Raw genomic sequence first — 14,539 nt, 5'->3', positions numbered from 1 at the left:
TGCGCACAGGTGCGGCACCGCTATCGTTTCTGGCATGTGTGGAATTGTTGGATACGCAGGGCCCGTCGGCCCCGAGGCCTCGAGCCGCCCCATCGACGTCGTCCTCGCCGGTCTCACCCGGCTGGAGTACCGCGGATACGACTCCGCTGGAGTCGCCGTCCTCGGTGAGGACGCGGTCGACGTCTTCAAGAAGGCCGGCAAGATCAAGAACCTGAAGGAGGAGGTCGCCGGCTCCGAGCAGACGCCCTCGAACGTCTCCATCGGGCACACCCGCTGGGCCACCCACGGCGGGCCGACGGATGCCAACGCCCACCCGCACCGCGGCGGCAAGAAGGGCGAGCTCGCCCTCGTGCACAACGGCATCATCGAGAACTTCGCGCCGCTGAAGGACGAACTGCTGGCCGACGGCTACGAGTTCTCCTCCCAGACCGACTCCGAGGTCGCCGCCCACCTCGTGGCCCGCGAATACGCCGCCACCGGTGACCTCACCGAGGCGATGAAGAACACCGTCGGCCGCCTCGAAGGCGCCTTCACCCTCCTGGCGATCCACGAGGACGCCCCGGACCGCGTGGTCGCCGCCCGCCGCAACTCCCCGCTGGTGATCGGCCTCGGCGAGGGCGAGAACTTCCTCGGCTCCGATGTCGCCGCGTTCGTGGACTTCACGAAGCAGGCGATGGAGATCGGCCAGGACCAGATCGTCACGGTCACCGCCGACAGCGTCGACGTCATCGAGTTCGACGGCACGCCCGTCGCCGACCCGAAGACCTACACCATCGAATGGGACGCCGAAGCAGCCCAGAAGTCCGGCTACGCCTCCTTCATGGCGAAGGAGATCCACGAGCAGGCCGAGGCCATCGCCGACACCCTCGTGGGCCGCTTTGAGAACGGCCGCCTCACCCTCGAGGACATGCTCATCGAGGAGTCCACGCTTCGCAGCATCGACAAGATCATCGTGGTCGCCTGCGGCACCGCGGCGAACGCCGGTGAGGTCGTCAAGTACGCCATCGAGCACTGGTGCCGCATCCCGGTGGAGGTGGAGCTCGCGCATGAGTTCCGCTACCGCGACCCGATCGTGAGCCCGAAGACCCTTGTGGTGGCGATCTCCCAGTCCGGCGAAACCATGGACACCCTCATGGCGGTGCGGCACGCGAAGGAGCAGGGCGCGAAGGTCGTCGCGATCTGCAACACCCGCGGCTCCACCATCCCGCGCGAGTCCGATGCTGCGATCTACCTGCATGTGGGCCCGGAGATCGCCGTCGCCTCCACGAAGGCGTACCTGGGGCAGATCTCCGCCTGCTACCTCCTGGGCCTGTACCTCGCGCAGGTGCGCGGCAACTTCTACGGCGACGAGATCCAGGCCGTCCTGGACGACCTGGAGCAGATCCCCGCGAAGATCCAGCAGGTCCTGGACGGCTCCGAGCAGGTGGAGCAGCTCGCCCGCGACATGGTCGATGCCACCAGCGTGCTGTTCCTCGGCCGGCACGTCGGTTACCCGACCGCGCTGGAGGGCGCGCTGAAGCTCAAGGAGATCGCGTACATCCATGCGGAGGGCTTCGCCGCCGGTGAGCTCAAGCACGGCCCGATCGCCCTGGTGGAGGACGGTCAGCCGGTGTTCGTGGTGGTGCCCAGCCCCCGCGGCCGCGACTCCCTCCACTCGAAGGTCGTCTCCAACATTCAGGAGGTGCGCGCCCGCGGCGCCCGCACCCTCGTGATCGCGGAGGAGGGCGACGAGGACGTGCTGCCGTACTCGGATGTGGTGATCCGCTACCCGCAGACCCGCACCCTGTTCGCGCCGCTGCTGACCATCATTCCGCTGCAGATCTTCGCCTGCGAGCTCGCCACCGCGAAGGGCCTGGACGTGGATCAGCCGCGCAACCTCGCCAAGTCCGTCACCGTCGAGTGATCCGACCCTTCTGAGCGCCCCGCGGGGTGCTCACGACCGGCGCCGCTGGAGGTGCCCTCGGCCACGGAGCCGACGGGTGCCCGGCGGCGCCGCTGTCGTCCCCACGCCGTGCTGGCTACACTGGCGGCATGTCACGGGCCCACGACGTTCGAGATGGCGAGGAGCTCGCCTTCGAACCCGAACCCGAGTCCCGGCTCGCCGGGGTGGGTGTGGACATCGTCGACATCGACAGGTTCGAGGCGATGCTCGCCCGGACTCCACGACTGAAGGAACGGCTGTTCGCGCCCGAAGAGCGCGGACTGTCCCTCGCATCGTTGGCGGCCCGCGCCGCCGCGAAGGAAGCGACCGGTAAGGCTCTGGGCAACCCGGGGGAGCTCTCGTGGCAGGACGTCATCGTCCGCAAGACCGCGACGGACCGCCCCTACCTGGTTCTGCGCGGCAACGCGCTGGCCACCGCCGTACGGGAGGGCGTGAGCGCCCTGCACCTCTCGCTGAGCCATGACGGTCGTCTTGCTGTGGCATCTGTCGCAGCGGAAAGAAGGAAATCACTCGATGACTGAGACCGCAGCGTCACCCGCCCCGTTCGCCGAGGAGCCCGGTATCGCCCCTCCGAAGGCCCGCATCTCCAAGGACGCGATCCGGCACAACGCCCGGCAGATCCGCTCCGCCCTCGATGAGCAGACCGCGCTGATGGCGGTGGTGAAGGCCGACGGGTACTCCCACGGCATGATGGCTGCGGCCGAGGCCGCCATCGCCGGCGGCGCCACCTGGCTCGGGGTGGCGCATCCCGGATCCGCGCTCGGCCTGGCACGCGCCGGGTTCGATGTTCCGATCCTCACCTGGCTGTTCGACCCGACGACCGCTCTGGACGTGCTGCCGGAGCTGATCAGCGCCGGCATCGACATCGGCGTCGGCTCCTACGAACTGCTCGAGCTGGTCGCGGACGCGGGACGCACCGCAGACCGCCGCGCCCGTGTGCACCTGAAGATCGACACCGGGATGGGCCGCGGCGGTGTGCTCCCGGAGGACCTGCCGAAGATGACGACGATGATCCGCGGCAGCGACTACCTGCATGCGATCGGCGCGATGAGCCACTTCCATTCCGCTGACGTTCCCGGCGACCCCTCCATCGATGAGCAGATGCGGGTGTTCACAGAGGCGTGCGACGCCCTCGCCGACGAAGTCGGCCCGATCCCGCTGCGCCACATTGCGAACTCCGCCGCCGCCCTGACCCGCCCGGACACGCACTGCGACATGGCGCGGGTGGGCGTGGCGCTGTACGGCTACCCGCCGGTGGAGACGGACCTGGACCTGCGTCCGGCGATGACGCTGACCACGCGCGTGGCGGAGATCAAGACGGTCCAGGCGGGCCAGACCTCCGGGTACGGCGCCACCTACACCTGTGCGGAGAGCACGGACCTGGGCCTGCTCAGCATCGGCTACGGCGACGGCCTGCACCGGGCGGCGTCCGGTCGCGGCTGGGTCGCGGTCCGCACCGATGAGGGCATGAAGGTGGTCCCGCAGGTGGGGCGGATCTCCATGGACCAGATGGTGGTGGACCTCGGCCCTTCCTCCACGGCGCACGCCGGTGATGAGGCGATCATCTTCGGTGACCCGGCCGCGAACCCGGACGTTCCCACGGCGGAGGACTGGGCGAGGGCCGCCGGCACCATCTCCTACGAGGTGCTGACCTCGATCAATGCGCGGGTGAGCCGTGTGGTCCTCGACCTGACCGACGAGGACGAGGACACCGGCGCCGCAGTTGACTCATCCACGGCCGGTGACTCTGACTCGGGCGCTGACCCCGCCGCGACTGCCGGCCCTGACGCTGAGGCCGGCGCTGAGGGTGGCGCTGCGCCGACCGAGCCCGCTGACCCTGCGCCGACCGCGGTCGGAGACGCTCCGGCTGCGGGGGCCACCGCAGCGCCCGACGCCGCACCCGCCCCGGTGATGCCGGGCGGCGCCTCGAGCGACGCCGACTACGTGCAGTCCCCGCCGACGCCGGTCACCGGCGGCACCCGCGTCACCGTCCCCTCTGCAGCCAGCGCGGAGCGCCCCGTCCGGACAGGCCAGGAGCCCCCCACCGAGAACCTTGAGCCGATCGCAGACGAGGCCGGCCCCGCACCGGTCCACGACGACGCCCTGCCCGGCGCACTGGAACCGCGGGAGCAGAAGACGTGGACGATCGTGGACCAGTCCACGCTGACGGACCCGTCGGCCGCCCCCTCGGCCGGCACTGACGCGTCCGGTGCGGCGGGCTCGCCGGCGGATGACACCGCGCAGATCCCCATCACCGCCACCAGCGTCCAGGTCGACACCAGCACGGCCGAGGAGACCCGCCGAGTCGCGCAGATCCTCGCTGAGCAGGCGCAGGCCGGTGACCTGATCGTGCTGGACGGCCCCCTCGGCGCCGGCAAGACCACGTTCACGCAGGGCTTCGGATCGCAGATGAACGTGCGCGGCACCATCGCCTCGCCCACGTTCGTCATCTCCCGCGTGCACCCGCCGCTCGGGGACGGGCCGAGCCTCGTCCACGTGGACGCCTACCGCCTCGACGACGACTGGGACATCGAGGACCTCGACCTCGACTCCGACCTGCAGGACTCCGTCATGCTCGTGGAGTGGGGCCGCGACCGGGTGGAGCATCTGACCGATTCCTACCGCAGTGTGCAGCTGATCCGCGCCGAGGGTGCGGACCCGGCGGGCGACGTCGATGACCCGGAGGAGCCGCGCACCATCGTCATCACCCAGACGGGGCCGCGCTATGAGGACATCGACCTCGCGCACCTCGCCGACCGGTTCCGCGGGGCCGGCCTGACAGTCCGCGACCACCACCAGGAGACGAGCGCATGATCCTCGGCATCGACACCTCCGGTGCCGTGTCGGTCGCGGTGGCCGACGAGGACCGCATCCTCGCTGTGCGCACCGATGACCGCGCCCGCCACCATGACGAAGTGCTGCTGCCGCTGATCCAATCGGCGATGGATGATGCCGGAGCCGCCCGCTCCGACCTCACCGAGGTCGTGGTGGGCCGCGGGCCCGGCCCGTTCACCGGCCTGCGGGTCGGCCTCGTGACGGCCCGGTCGATCGCCGCGGTCCTGCGGCTGCGCCTGCGGGGCCTGTGCTCCCTGGATGCGCTGGCGCTGCAGGCCGCCGAGCAGGATCCCCTCGCGGGGACCGTCGGTGTGGCCCTGGACGCCCGCCGGCGCGAGGTGTACGCCGCCGCGTACCGCATCGAGCATGCGGGGGAGCAGGTGCGTGTGCACCGCACTCTGGGGCCGACGGTCGCCGCACCCGCCGATGCAGCCGCTGAACTGACGGGGTGCGACGCGCTCGTCGGCGCCGGCGCCCACCTGTACGCCGAGCAGCTGCCGCCGACCGCGGACCTGCGGCATGTTGATGCCGGTTTCCTCATCCGCGCCGCGAACCAGCAGGTGCGCGACGGTGACGAGCTCGGCTCCACGGACCCGCTGTACCTGCGCGAGCCGGACGCGGCGAAGCCCACGGGCCGCAAATCCACGCTCGGGAAGCGATGAGCGTCCCGGCGCTGCTGCGCCCCGTGGAGCCCGAGGACATCGAAGCGATCGCGTTCCTCGAACTCGCGCTGTTCCCGGACGAAGCGTGGGACGTCTTCATGCTCGCCGAAGAGATCGGCCACCGCGACCGCCGCTACATTGCGGCCGTGGACCCGGAGAGCGAGGAGATCATCGGCTACGCCGGCATCATGCTCGCCGGCGACACCGCGGACCTGCACACCATCGGCACCACCCGCCCCGGGCAGGGGATCGGGCAGGCGATGCTGGCGAACCTGGAGGAGACCGCGCTGTCCGAGGGCGCAGAGCGCATGCTGCTGGAGGTCCGTGAGGACAATGAGCGCGCCCGCGCCTTCTACCGGGAAGCCGGCTACGAGGAGCTCGGGGTGCGCCGCGGCTACTACCGGACCGCGGCCGGCGCCATGGACGCCATCGTCATGGCAGCGGACCTGCCCCGCACTGCCTGAGCACCCCTCAGCCGATGAAGGTCTTCACCTTCTGCGCCACCTCCGGCCAGTGACGGTCCAGCTGACGCCCGCCGAGCACGATGCCGGCCCACAGGGTGACAGCACCGAGCACCAGGGCGATCACGGCACCGATCCAGGCGAGGTACTGGCCGAACGCGAAGCTCGCACCGATCAGCGCCATGGCCGGCAGCATCGGCAGCCACGTCACCAGCATCGACACCAGGGTGGGCAGCCACGCCGCCATCGGTGAGGAGTTCTTCATCGAGCCGGGCTTCGGCGCCGCGAACGGAAGGAACGCGGCCGTCGCCACACCGATGCCGGTCCCCGACAGGGCAACGCCCAGCGCGCTCAGCAGCAGAACACCCGCGTATCCGCCGAGGTCGTGCAGCACACCGATCACGGCCGTCACGATGATCAGCATCGGAACCGCCCACATCAGCGACACTCCGGCGCGGGCCGCCAGGGTGGTGCGGCCGCGGATGCCGGCCACGATGTTCACCCAGTTCGCGGGGCCGTCCATCCCGATGTCGTTGTAGATCAGCAGACCCGCCATCCACGCCACCACCACGGTTGCGAAGATCGACATCGACGGATTGTTCGACATCACCGACATGCCCACCATGAACGCCACCATCACCGGCTGGACCAGCAGGCCCATGGAGTAGCGGGCGTCGCGGCGCATGTACTTCAGCGACCGGCCGACGGATGCTCCGAACGGCGTGGAGCGCAGGAAGCGCGGCACGAGCGCCGTCACCTTCTCCGACTTCGCGGCGCTGTCGCCCTGCAGCGCCTGCGTCAGCGCCAGCTCCAGGGAGCGGCGCCACCACAGCCACAGCACAGCGATCGTCACCGAGGCGATCAGCATCCGCACCACAGCGGCCGCGTACCGGCCCTCCAGCAGGTCCATCGGGATCGCGAACGGCGCCCCCAGCGGGGTCCAGGCGATGACGCCCAGGACCAGCAGGGCGTAGTGGACGATCGTGTCGATGACCGACGGGCTCTCCGCGATCGCGTTGGAGATGAGGGAGAACCCGTACATCCCCACCAGGAGGCCGATGATGCCGAGACCTGTCGCGAGCTCGCGGCTGCGACGACTGGACTGGCGGGTGGAGCGGAACGCGTCGATCGCGCGCGGCAGCAGAATGCAGATCGCCAGGCCTGCCAGCAGGGACGGCAGAAGCAGCACCAGTCCGCTGATCGCACCGGCGGGCCGCTCCGCGAGGAACCGCACCAGCATGACCGTCTGCGCGGCGCCGAGCACACCGATCGCCAGCGCGGTCAGGATGATCGCGGGGGAGATGAGCGATGCGATCAGCATCGGCAGCTGGAGGTCGCGGCCGCGTCGGCCCAGGATCGCGAACTTCGCGGGCGAGAGCGCGTCCTCAGCGCCGGAGACCACGGCCGGTGCGAGCAGCCAGGCGAGCACGAGCAGCGCGCCGATGCCGACCGCGGTCGGCGCGAACGCCCCGCCGATCTCCGACACCGACGCGGACGTGATCAGGGCGGGGCCGCCGAACGCGAGCGCGCCCAGCGCATACAGCACACCGATCGCGCCGCCGATCGTGGCGGCGAGCGTGGCGCGGGCGCGGCGCAGCGTGATCGTCCACCGCAGCTTCATCAGCAGCGGTGTCAGCGACGGCGCCTTCCCGTTCGCGGGCGCGTCGCCGCCCTCGCCGGGCAGCGGAACGGGCCCGGCGGTGTGCACGGCAGCGGAGGAGCCGCCCTCGGCGGGAGCGGGGGTCACTGGTTCAGCCACGACAGATCCCCCTGGGAGGCCTGACCGCCGGCGAGTTCGAGGAAGCGTTCCTGCAGGGTGCCGCCGGCGCGGACCTCATCGAGGGTGCCAGCGGTGCGGACAGCGCCGTCGGTGATGATGGCGACGTGGCTGCACAGCCCCTCCACCAGTTCCATCACGTGGGAAGAGATCACCACGGTGCCGCCGGAGGCGACATAGCTGGACAGCACGGAGCGGATCGTCTGCGCTGAGACCGGGTCCACCGCTTCGAGCGGCTCATCCAGCACCAGCAGACGCGGCGCGTGCAGCAGCGCGTTCGCCAGAAGGATCTTCTTCGTCATACCGGCGGAGTAGTCGACGATCAGTTTGCCCTCGGCATCGGCGAGGCCGAGGGTTGCCAGGAGCGAATCGGTGCGCTGCTCCACTGTCGCGGGATCGATGCCGCGGATCAGACCGGTGTAGGTGAGCAGTTCGCGGCCGGTGAGGCGGTCGAACACGGGCAGGCCGTCCGCGAGGACGCCCACCTGGCGCTTCGCCTCCGTCGGCTGCTGCCACACATCGGTGCCGAGGATCAGCGCGGTGCCCGCATCGGGCCGCAGCAGACCCGTGGCCATCGACAGGGCAGTGGTCTTGCCGGCGCCGTTCGGGCCGACGATCGCGTAGAGCGAGCCGCGGGGAATGGACAGGGACAGGTCGTGGACGACAGGGACACCGGCGAAGGATTTCTGCAGGCCCTGCATCTGAAGAGCAGCATCGGTCATGCTCTCAGTCTAGGAAGCAGCCACCGGCCGATCCGTCGTCCGAAGGTCGCAGATCAGGCGGTCTGCTCTGGTGCGAGCGGATGACCGGCGTCCGTCTCGGCCACGAGGTGCTTGACCACCGCGGGCAGGCCCCGCTGGTGCGCCACTTCCCGCTGTCGCTGATAGGACGCACCGAGTTCGGTGATGCGGTTCAGCCCCTCGAACTCGCGCGTGCACCCCAGGCGTTCAGCAACGGGGGCGAGGCGGTCCATCAGCTCCGGCAGGGCGTCCGTGATCAGCTCTTCGCGGTTGTTGCGGTCGAGCACGAGGATCGCGTCCATCCCGTACCGGGCGGCGCGCCACTTGTTCTCCGCGATCTGCCACGGCGCCATCACCGGCAGCTCCTCTCCGCGGTCGAGGCGCTCACTGAAGTCGTCCACGAGGCACTGCACGAGGGAGGCGACGGCGAGGACCTCCTGCAGGGACGGCAGTCCGTCGCTGACCCGCACTTCGATGGTGCCGAAGGCGGCGACCGGCCGGATGTCCCAGCGGATCTCGTTGACCTCCTCGATCACCCCCATCGTGGTCATGTCGTTGATGTACGCCTCGTACTGCGGCCATTCGGTGAACATGTGCGGCAGGCCCGCTGTCGGCAGCTGCTGGAACATGAGGGACCGGTTGGAGGCGTAGCTGGTCTCCTCGCCCTGCCAGTAGGGGGAGGAGGCCGACAGGCACAGCAGGTGGGGGAGGTACGTGAGCAGCGCGTTGGTGATCGGCAGCATCTTCGCCGGGTGGTCGATGCCGACGTGCACGTGCACGCCGTAGATCGTCATCTGCCGGCCCCACCACTGGGTGCGGTCCACGAGAGTGGAGTAGCGGGCATCGTCGGTCACCATCTGGTCGGCCCACCGCGAGTAGGGGTGCGCGCCCATGCTGGTGACGTCCACCCGCAGGGGTTCGCCCGCTTCGCGGACGCGCTGCAGGGAGCGGGCGAGGTCCTCACCGGCTTCGGCGACGGTGCTGCACACGTCGGTGACGAGTTCCACGGTGTTCTGCAGCAGTTCGCCGACCACACCGGAGGTGCCCGCGTGGACGTCACGGACGGACTGCAGCAGCGACGGCGCGCACTGGCGCGACTCACCGGAGTCCCGATCCACGAGCAGCATCTCCCATTCGATGCCGACCGTGGAGCGCTGGGAGGGGGCGATGTTGATGGTCATGGTGCCATTGTCCATCATCGGCCCTCATGAGGACGCCGTGTCCGTTCTGTCATAATCGCCTGTGGCGCCGTATGCGCCGCCTCGCGTCAGCACGTCGCGGTGGGCGGCCGATGGGGTCCGGACACCACGGGCCCCAGCGGTAGGATGGCCTCCCGCAGATGAAGGAGCATGATTCCATGCAAGCAGCCAAGCGTTCGCGTCAGCGGCAGGTCCAGCGCCTGGCGCAGCCGGTCACCTCGATCCAGGGCGCGGCCGGTCAGGAGACCCGTGAGATTCCCCTCGGCATCCGCCGGGCCGGGGCCTGGGCGTGGCGGTTCATCGTCATCGTCGCCAGCCTCTGGCTCATCGTGAAGGGCATGGGGATGCTGTCCGGACTGGTGATCCCCGTCCTGGTCGCGATCCTCCTCACCTCCCTGCTGAACCCCCTGGTGCGGATGCTCACACAGCACACGTTCCTTCCGCGCGCCGCCGCGGCCGCCATTGCGCTGCTCAGCCTGATCATCGTGGTGGTCGGCATGTTCGTGCTGGCGGGCCGTCAGCTCGTCGCGTCCTGGCAGGACATCTCCGATGCCGCCGTCAAGGGCTTCAACCAGCTGTGGGACTTCGCCACCACCACCCTCAACATCGACAGCGGGGCCGTGTCGGAGGCTCAGCGTGAACTGGTGGACAAGCTGCAGGCCAACTCCGGCGCCATCGTCAACGGTGCGGTCGCGACCGCCGCAATGGTCGGCAATGTCGGCACCGGCCTGCTGATCGCCCTGTTCACCCTGTTCTTCCTGCTCAGCTCCGGCCACAGCGTGTGGCGCTGGATCGTGGGCCTGTTCCCGGCACAGTCCCGCCCGACCGTGCACGAGGGCTTCCGCCGCGGCTGGAAGGCGCTGAGCGCCTACGTGCGCACCCAGGTGCTGGTGGCGGCTGTGGATGCCACCGGCATCGCACTCGGCTTCGTGATCATCGACCTGGTGCTCAGCGCCACCGGTGCTCCGAGCTCCGCCCCGCTGACTCCGTATGCGGTGCCGATCTGGCTGATCGTGTTCCTGTTCAGCTTCGTGCCGCTGGTCGGTGCGGTCGCCTCCGGTGCGATCGCCTGCCTCATCGCCCTTGTGCTGCAGGGCCCGATCATCGCGCTCATCATGGTGGGCGTGGTGATCCTGGTGCAGCAGCTCGAATCCAACGTGCTGCAGCCCCTGCTGATGGGACACGCTGTGGAGCTCCACCCCCTGGCCGTGTTCCTCGGCGTCGCGGGCGGCGCGATGATCGCCGGCATCACGGGCGCCCTGTTCGCGATCCCGTTCCTGGCGTTCATCAACGCGCTGTACCTCTTCTTCACCGGCCGTGACCCCGCCCCGGACCTCGGCGTGGACGAGACCGCGCAGCAGCACTACAGGGAACTGGAGCGGCGCCACAAGGAGTTCCTGGCGACCGGTGTGCACGCCGCTGACCAGTCCTGACACCGGCGAACCAGCCGCCGACAGAGCAGAAGGGCCGCATCCGTGGGGATGCGGCCCTTCTGCTCGTCAGTTCATCGGTGCGTCACTTGGCGCGCTTCGGATCGTACGGGCTGCAGCGCACGATCGTGACGGGGATCGACTTGCCGTTCGGTGCGGTGTAGTCGATCTTCTGGCCGACGCTGGAGCCGGAGATGGCCTGACCGAGCGGCGACTCGGAGGAGAACACCTCCAGGGTCTCGTCATCGTCGGCGATCTCGCGGTTGCCGAGCAGGAAGGTGCGCTCCTTGCCGGCCATCTCCACGGTGACGACCATGCCGGGCTCCACCACGCCGTCATCCTTCGGGGTCTCGCCGACCACCGCGGTCTTCAGCAGGTGGGTGAGCTCCTCGATGCGGCCCTCCAGCTTGCCGAGCTCCTCACGGGCGGCGTGGTAGCCGCCGTTCTCCTTGAGGTCGCCCTCGTCGCGAGCAGCGGAGATGCGCTCCACGATCTCGGAGCGGCGCGGACCCTCGAGCTCCGCAAGCTCTGCCTCGAGTCGGTCGAAGGCGTCCTGGGTCAGCCAGGCACCCTGCTGGTTCTCGCTCATCGTTGTTCTCCTGGGTCAGTTCAATGGACAGTCGAGTCTGAGTGGCGGTGCGCACCCACGACAGCTCCCTCGCATCTGTGCGGCGGGAGGGCGGCCGTGCGCCCGCGGCATCGCGGTCAGCATGCCAACGAAAAAGGACACATGACGAAGCATGCGTCCTGAGGTTTCGCTTCCGCGTTGACGACCATTGTAGCGCACATGTGTCCGAATGACCCTGATCCTCGTCACAGAACCCGTCGGCCGACGGGGTGGACTCCCGCGAGCGGACAGGGATCCGGGCGCGCGGCCCGGCACGGGCGCAGCGCGGACGCGCAGGTGCGGATCAGAGGGGAGTGCAGGACTTCACGACGCCGGACACCGCCGGCTGCTGAGTGGTCACCACCACCGAATGGTGGGAGACCCGCTCACTCTGCTGCGGAACCTCCACCGAGGTGAAGCCCACCTGGCCGCGGTTCCCGTTCAGCGCCTCCACACTGCAGCGCACCGCGGTGCCGGGCTTCGTGTTCAGCTCGAAGCTCACCCGCATCTGCGTATCGGACACGTGGGTGTAGCCGGTGGTGGTGACCTTCACCGGAGATGAGGAGGAGACCACCAGACCCACCCAGATGACGGTCGCGAGGAACACCAGAGCGAGGATCCCGATGCCGATCCGGGCGGCGAGGGTGCGGCCAGCGGAGCGAGACGTGCCGTAGCGCTCTGCCAGGCGTTCGGAACGGGACTCGGTGGCGTGCATGCGGCTATTGTGTCATGGGACCAGGACCTCTGCTGCTAGGAGAGACATTGAGCGCTGACAGCCGCCCCGCACGCGAGAAGCTGCGCATGATGGCCGTGCACGCCCACCCGGATGACGAAGCGTCCAAGGGTGCGGCAGCCGTCGCCAAATATGTGCACGAGGGGGTGGACGTCACCATCGTCACCTGCACCGGCGGCGAACGCGGAGACATCCTCAACCCCGCGATGGCGGATGACCCCGACGCGCTCGCGGACCTCACGGCCGTGCGCCGCCGCGAAATGGAAGCGGCCCGCGACGTCCTCGGCGCCGACCACGTGTGGCTCGGCTTTGTGGACTCCGGCCTGCCCGAAGGGGACCCCGTCCCCGACCTGCCCGACGGGTGCTTCGCGCTCCTGCGCACCGAAGAGGCGGCACGCCCCCTCGTGCAGCTGATCCGTGAGCGCCGCCCGCACGTGCTCACCACGTATGACGAGAACGGGCACTACCCGCACCCGGACCACATCATGACCCACAAGATCTCGATCCTGGCGTGGGAGCTCGCCGCCGATCCCACCTATCGGCCGGAGCTCGGCGAGCCGTGGGAGATCTCGAAGCTGTACTACAACATGAGCATGTCGGCGGTGGAGGCGAACGAGTTCCACGAGTACTACCTGGAGCGTGGCCTCGACTCCCCGTACGAGGAGCGCCTGTCCTGGTACAAGGGGCTGCGGCAGAACCCGATCACCACCAAGGTGGACGTCTCCGACTACCTGGAGTACCGCGACCGGGCGCTTCTGGCGCACGCCACCCAGGTGGATCCGGAGGGCATGTTCTTCTGGGTCTCCAATGAGGTGCGCCGCCTCGTGTGGCCGTGGGAGGCCTACACCCTGCACTTCTCCCGCATTCCGGTGACGATTCCGGAAGACGACCTGTTCGAAGGACTCCGTTCGTGATGATGATCGCCGATCGCCTGCTCGTCACCGCCGGCACCGTTCTGGCGGACTCGACCCCGTCGCCGTCGCCGTCCTCCACGGTCCCGCCGGAGGACATGAACGCCGCCACCATCACCCCCGGCCTGCCGGGGTTCATCGTGTTCTTCATCATGGCGTGCGCTCTTGTGCTGCTGGCGTGGGACATGGGCCGCCGCATCCGTCGGTCCTCGGCGCGGGAGAACGTGGCGGCGCGCATGGCCGCCCGCGATGCGCAGGCAAGCTCCACCGAGGGCTCTGAGCCCGCGCGCGCTGCTGACGAGGGCGAAGGCCCCGAGCTCCGGTCCGAGGAGAATGACGTGGACCTTCCCGACGGCCCCGAGGACCGCGCCTGATCCGACTGAGCGCCTTCGCTCAGACCACGGAGATCCACACCGCGATGAGGTGGCAGACGAAGCCGATCACGGTGAAGCTGTGGAAGATCTCGTGGAAGCCGAACACCTCCGGCACCGGGTCCGGCCGCTTCAGTCCGTAGACCACCGCACCGAGCGTGTAGGCGATGCCGCCGCCGATCAGCAGGCCCACCACCGGCCAACCTCCGCCGGCGTGCAGCTGCGGCATGTACAGCACGGCCACCCAGCCGAGCGCCACGTACGCCGGCACGTACAGCCAGCGCGGCGCACCGGTCCACAGCAGGCGGAACGCGACACCGAGCGCGGCGCCCGCCCACGCAACGGACAGCAGCACTGTGGCGTCATGCCGGTTGAGCAGTGACACCGCGATCGGGGTGTACGTGCCGGCGATGATCATGAAGATGTTCGCGTGGTCGAACCGCTTGAGCATCAGGGCCCGCTTCGGCGCCCAGGTGCCGCGGTGGTACGTGGCGGAGACGCCGAACAGCAGACCGGCCGTCGCGATGAACACCACAGTGGACAGGCGGGCCGCGAGGCTCCCGCCGAGGGCCACCAGGATCAGCCCGGCGATCATGGCGCTGGGGAACGCGAACAGGTGGATCCAGCCGCGCAGCTTCGGCTTCGGCACCACACCCGCGGCGATGCTGAACTTCTGCGCGGCGAAGTCGCGCGCCCGGTTCGCTCCGGCGCGCGCCGAAACAACGGGGTGGGACCCCTCGTGCGGTGTGGTGACCATGTGGTCATATTAGCCGACCGCACCCCGCCCGGCCGCCGGGGACCACCGCCTGGTCCGCGGTGCACGCCCGTCCGCTCAGCGGCCCCGGCCCCCCTTTTTTTGTGAGCATGTTGT

The 14,539-nt window shown here is 69.4% G+C and carries 14 protein-coding genes; 8 read left to right on the top strand and 6 right to left on the bottom strand.

The window, feature by feature from the left end; translation table 11 throughout:
* Positions 1–34: 34 nt before the first annotated feature.
* From glmS to FHX50_RS05775, 5 genes are all read left to right on the top strand, one after another.
* A complete protein-coding gene (gene glmS, locus FHX50_RS05795; protein WP_183375513.1) occupies positions 35–1,903 on the top strand; it encodes a glutamine--fructose-6-phosphate transaminase (isomerizing) in 1,869 nt (622 codons plus the stop codon).
* Positions 1,904–2,031: 128 nt separating this feature from the next.
* Complete coding sequence (locus FHX50_RS05790) at positions 2,032–2,463, top strand: holo-ACP synthase (RefSeq protein WP_183375511.1); 432 nt, start codon at positions 2,032–2,034, stop codon at positions 2,461–2,463.
* The gene (gene alr, locus FHX50_RS05785; RefSeq protein ID WP_183375509.1) at positions 2,456–4,756 is read left to right on the top strand and encodes an alanine racemase; all 2,301 of its coding nucleotides are present in this window, start codon (positions 2,456–2,458) and stop codon (positions 4,754–4,756) included. The genes FHX50_RS05790 and alr overlap by 8 nt, the downstream gene beginning before the upstream one ends.
* Positions 4,753–5,439, top strand: a complete 687-nt coding sequence (gene tsaB, locus FHX50_RS05780; RefSeq protein WP_183375507.1) for a tRNA (adenosine(37)-N6)-threonylcarbamoyltransferase complex dimerization subunit type 1 TsaB — start codon at positions 4,753–4,755, stop codon at positions 5,437–5,439. The genes alr and tsaB overlap by 4 nt, the downstream gene beginning before the upstream one ends.
* Entirely contained in the window at positions 5,436–5,903 is a 468-nt protein-coding gene (locus FHX50_RS05775; RefSeq protein WP_183375505.1) for a GNAT family N-acetyltransferase, read from the top strand. The genes tsaB and FHX50_RS05775 overlap by 4 nt, the downstream gene beginning before the upstream one ends.
* A 7-nt stretch (positions 5,904–5,910) precedes the next feature.
* On the opposite strand, the gene FHX50_RS05770 is transcribed toward FHX50_RS05775, so the two are convergent.
* The 3 genes from FHX50_RS05770 to FHX50_RS05760 are packed head-to-tail and all read right to left on the bottom strand — an operon-like array spanning position 5,911 to position 9,598.
* The gene (locus tag FHX50_RS05770; RefSeq protein WP_183375504.1) at positions 5,911–7,659 is read right to left on the bottom strand and encodes a hypothetical protein; all 1,749 of its coding nucleotides are present in this window, start codon (positions 7,657–7,659) and stop codon (positions 5,911–5,913) included.
* The gene (locus FHX50_RS05765) at positions 7,644–8,399 is read right to left on the bottom strand and encodes an ABC transporter ATP-binding protein (protein WP_183375503.1); all 756 of its coding nucleotides are present in this window, start codon (positions 8,397–8,399) and stop codon (positions 7,644–7,646) included. The genes FHX50_RS05770 and FHX50_RS05765 overlap by 16 nt, the downstream gene beginning before the upstream one ends.
* Positions 8,400–8,452: 53 nt before the next feature.
* A complete protein-coding gene (locus FHX50_RS05760) occupies positions 8,453–9,598 on the bottom strand; it encodes a glutamate--cysteine ligase (RefSeq protein WP_183375502.1) in 1,146 nt (381 codons plus the stop codon).
* Positions 9,599–9,774: 176 nt separating this feature from the next.
* Here FHX50_RS05760 and FHX50_RS05755 point away from each other — a divergent pair, with 176 nt between their 5' ends.
* A complete protein-coding gene (locus tag FHX50_RS05755; RefSeq protein WP_183375501.1) occupies positions 9,775–11,049 on the top strand; it encodes an AI-2E family transporter in 1,275 nt (424 codons plus the stop codon).
* An 82-nt stretch (positions 11,050–11,131) separates the two neighbouring features.
* Here the strand turns inward: FHX50_RS05755 and greA are convergent, their stop codons facing one another.
* Both greA and FHX50_RS05745 read right to left on the bottom strand, forming a co-directional pair.
* The gene (greA, locus tag FHX50_RS05750; RefSeq protein ID WP_183375500.1) at positions 11,132–11,635 is read right to left on the bottom strand and encodes a transcription elongation factor GreA; all 504 of its coding nucleotides are present in this window, start codon (positions 11,633–11,635) and stop codon (positions 11,132–11,134) included.
* Positions 11,636–11,957: 322 nt separating this feature from the next.
* Complete coding sequence (locus FHX50_RS05745) at positions 11,958–12,368, bottom strand: DUF4307 domain-containing protein (RefSeq protein WP_183375498.1); 411 nt, start codon at positions 12,366–12,368, stop codon at positions 11,958–11,960.
* Positions 12,369–12,415: 47 nt separating this feature from the next.
* Between FHX50_RS05745 and mca the strand changes: the two genes are divergently transcribed.
* On the top strand, positions 12,416–13,300 hold the full coding sequence (gene mca / locus FHX50_RS05740; RefSeq protein ID WP_239374017.1) for a mycothiol conjugate amidase Mca: 885 nt from the start codon (positions 12,416–12,418) through the stop codon (positions 13,298–13,300).
* Positions 13,300–13,671 (top strand): hypothetical protein, encoded by a 372-nt coding sequence (locus tag FHX50_RS05735; RefSeq protein ID WP_183375496.1) that lies wholly within the window; start codon positions 13,300–13,302, stop codon positions 13,669–13,671. Before mca ends, FHX50_RS05735 begins: the two co-directional genes overlap by 1 nt.
* A 19-nt stretch (positions 13,672–13,690) precedes the next feature.
* Here the strand turns inward: FHX50_RS05735 and trhA are convergent, their stop codons facing one another.
* Complete coding sequence (gene trhA / locus FHX50_RS05730) at positions 13,691–14,425, bottom strand: PAQR family membrane homeostasis protein TrhA (protein ID WP_183375494.1); 735 nt, start codon at positions 14,423–14,425, stop codon at positions 13,691–13,693.
* Positions 14,426–14,539 lie beyond the last annotated feature (114 nt).

It is taken from the genome of Helcobacillus massiliensis (assembly GCF_014191425.1).
GTDB classification, from domain to species: domain Bacteria; phylum Actinomycetota; class Actinomycetes; order Actinomycetales; family Dermabacteraceae; genus Helcobacillus; species Helcobacillus massiliensis.
This window is presented reverse-complemented; position numbering and strand designations above follow the sequence as displayed.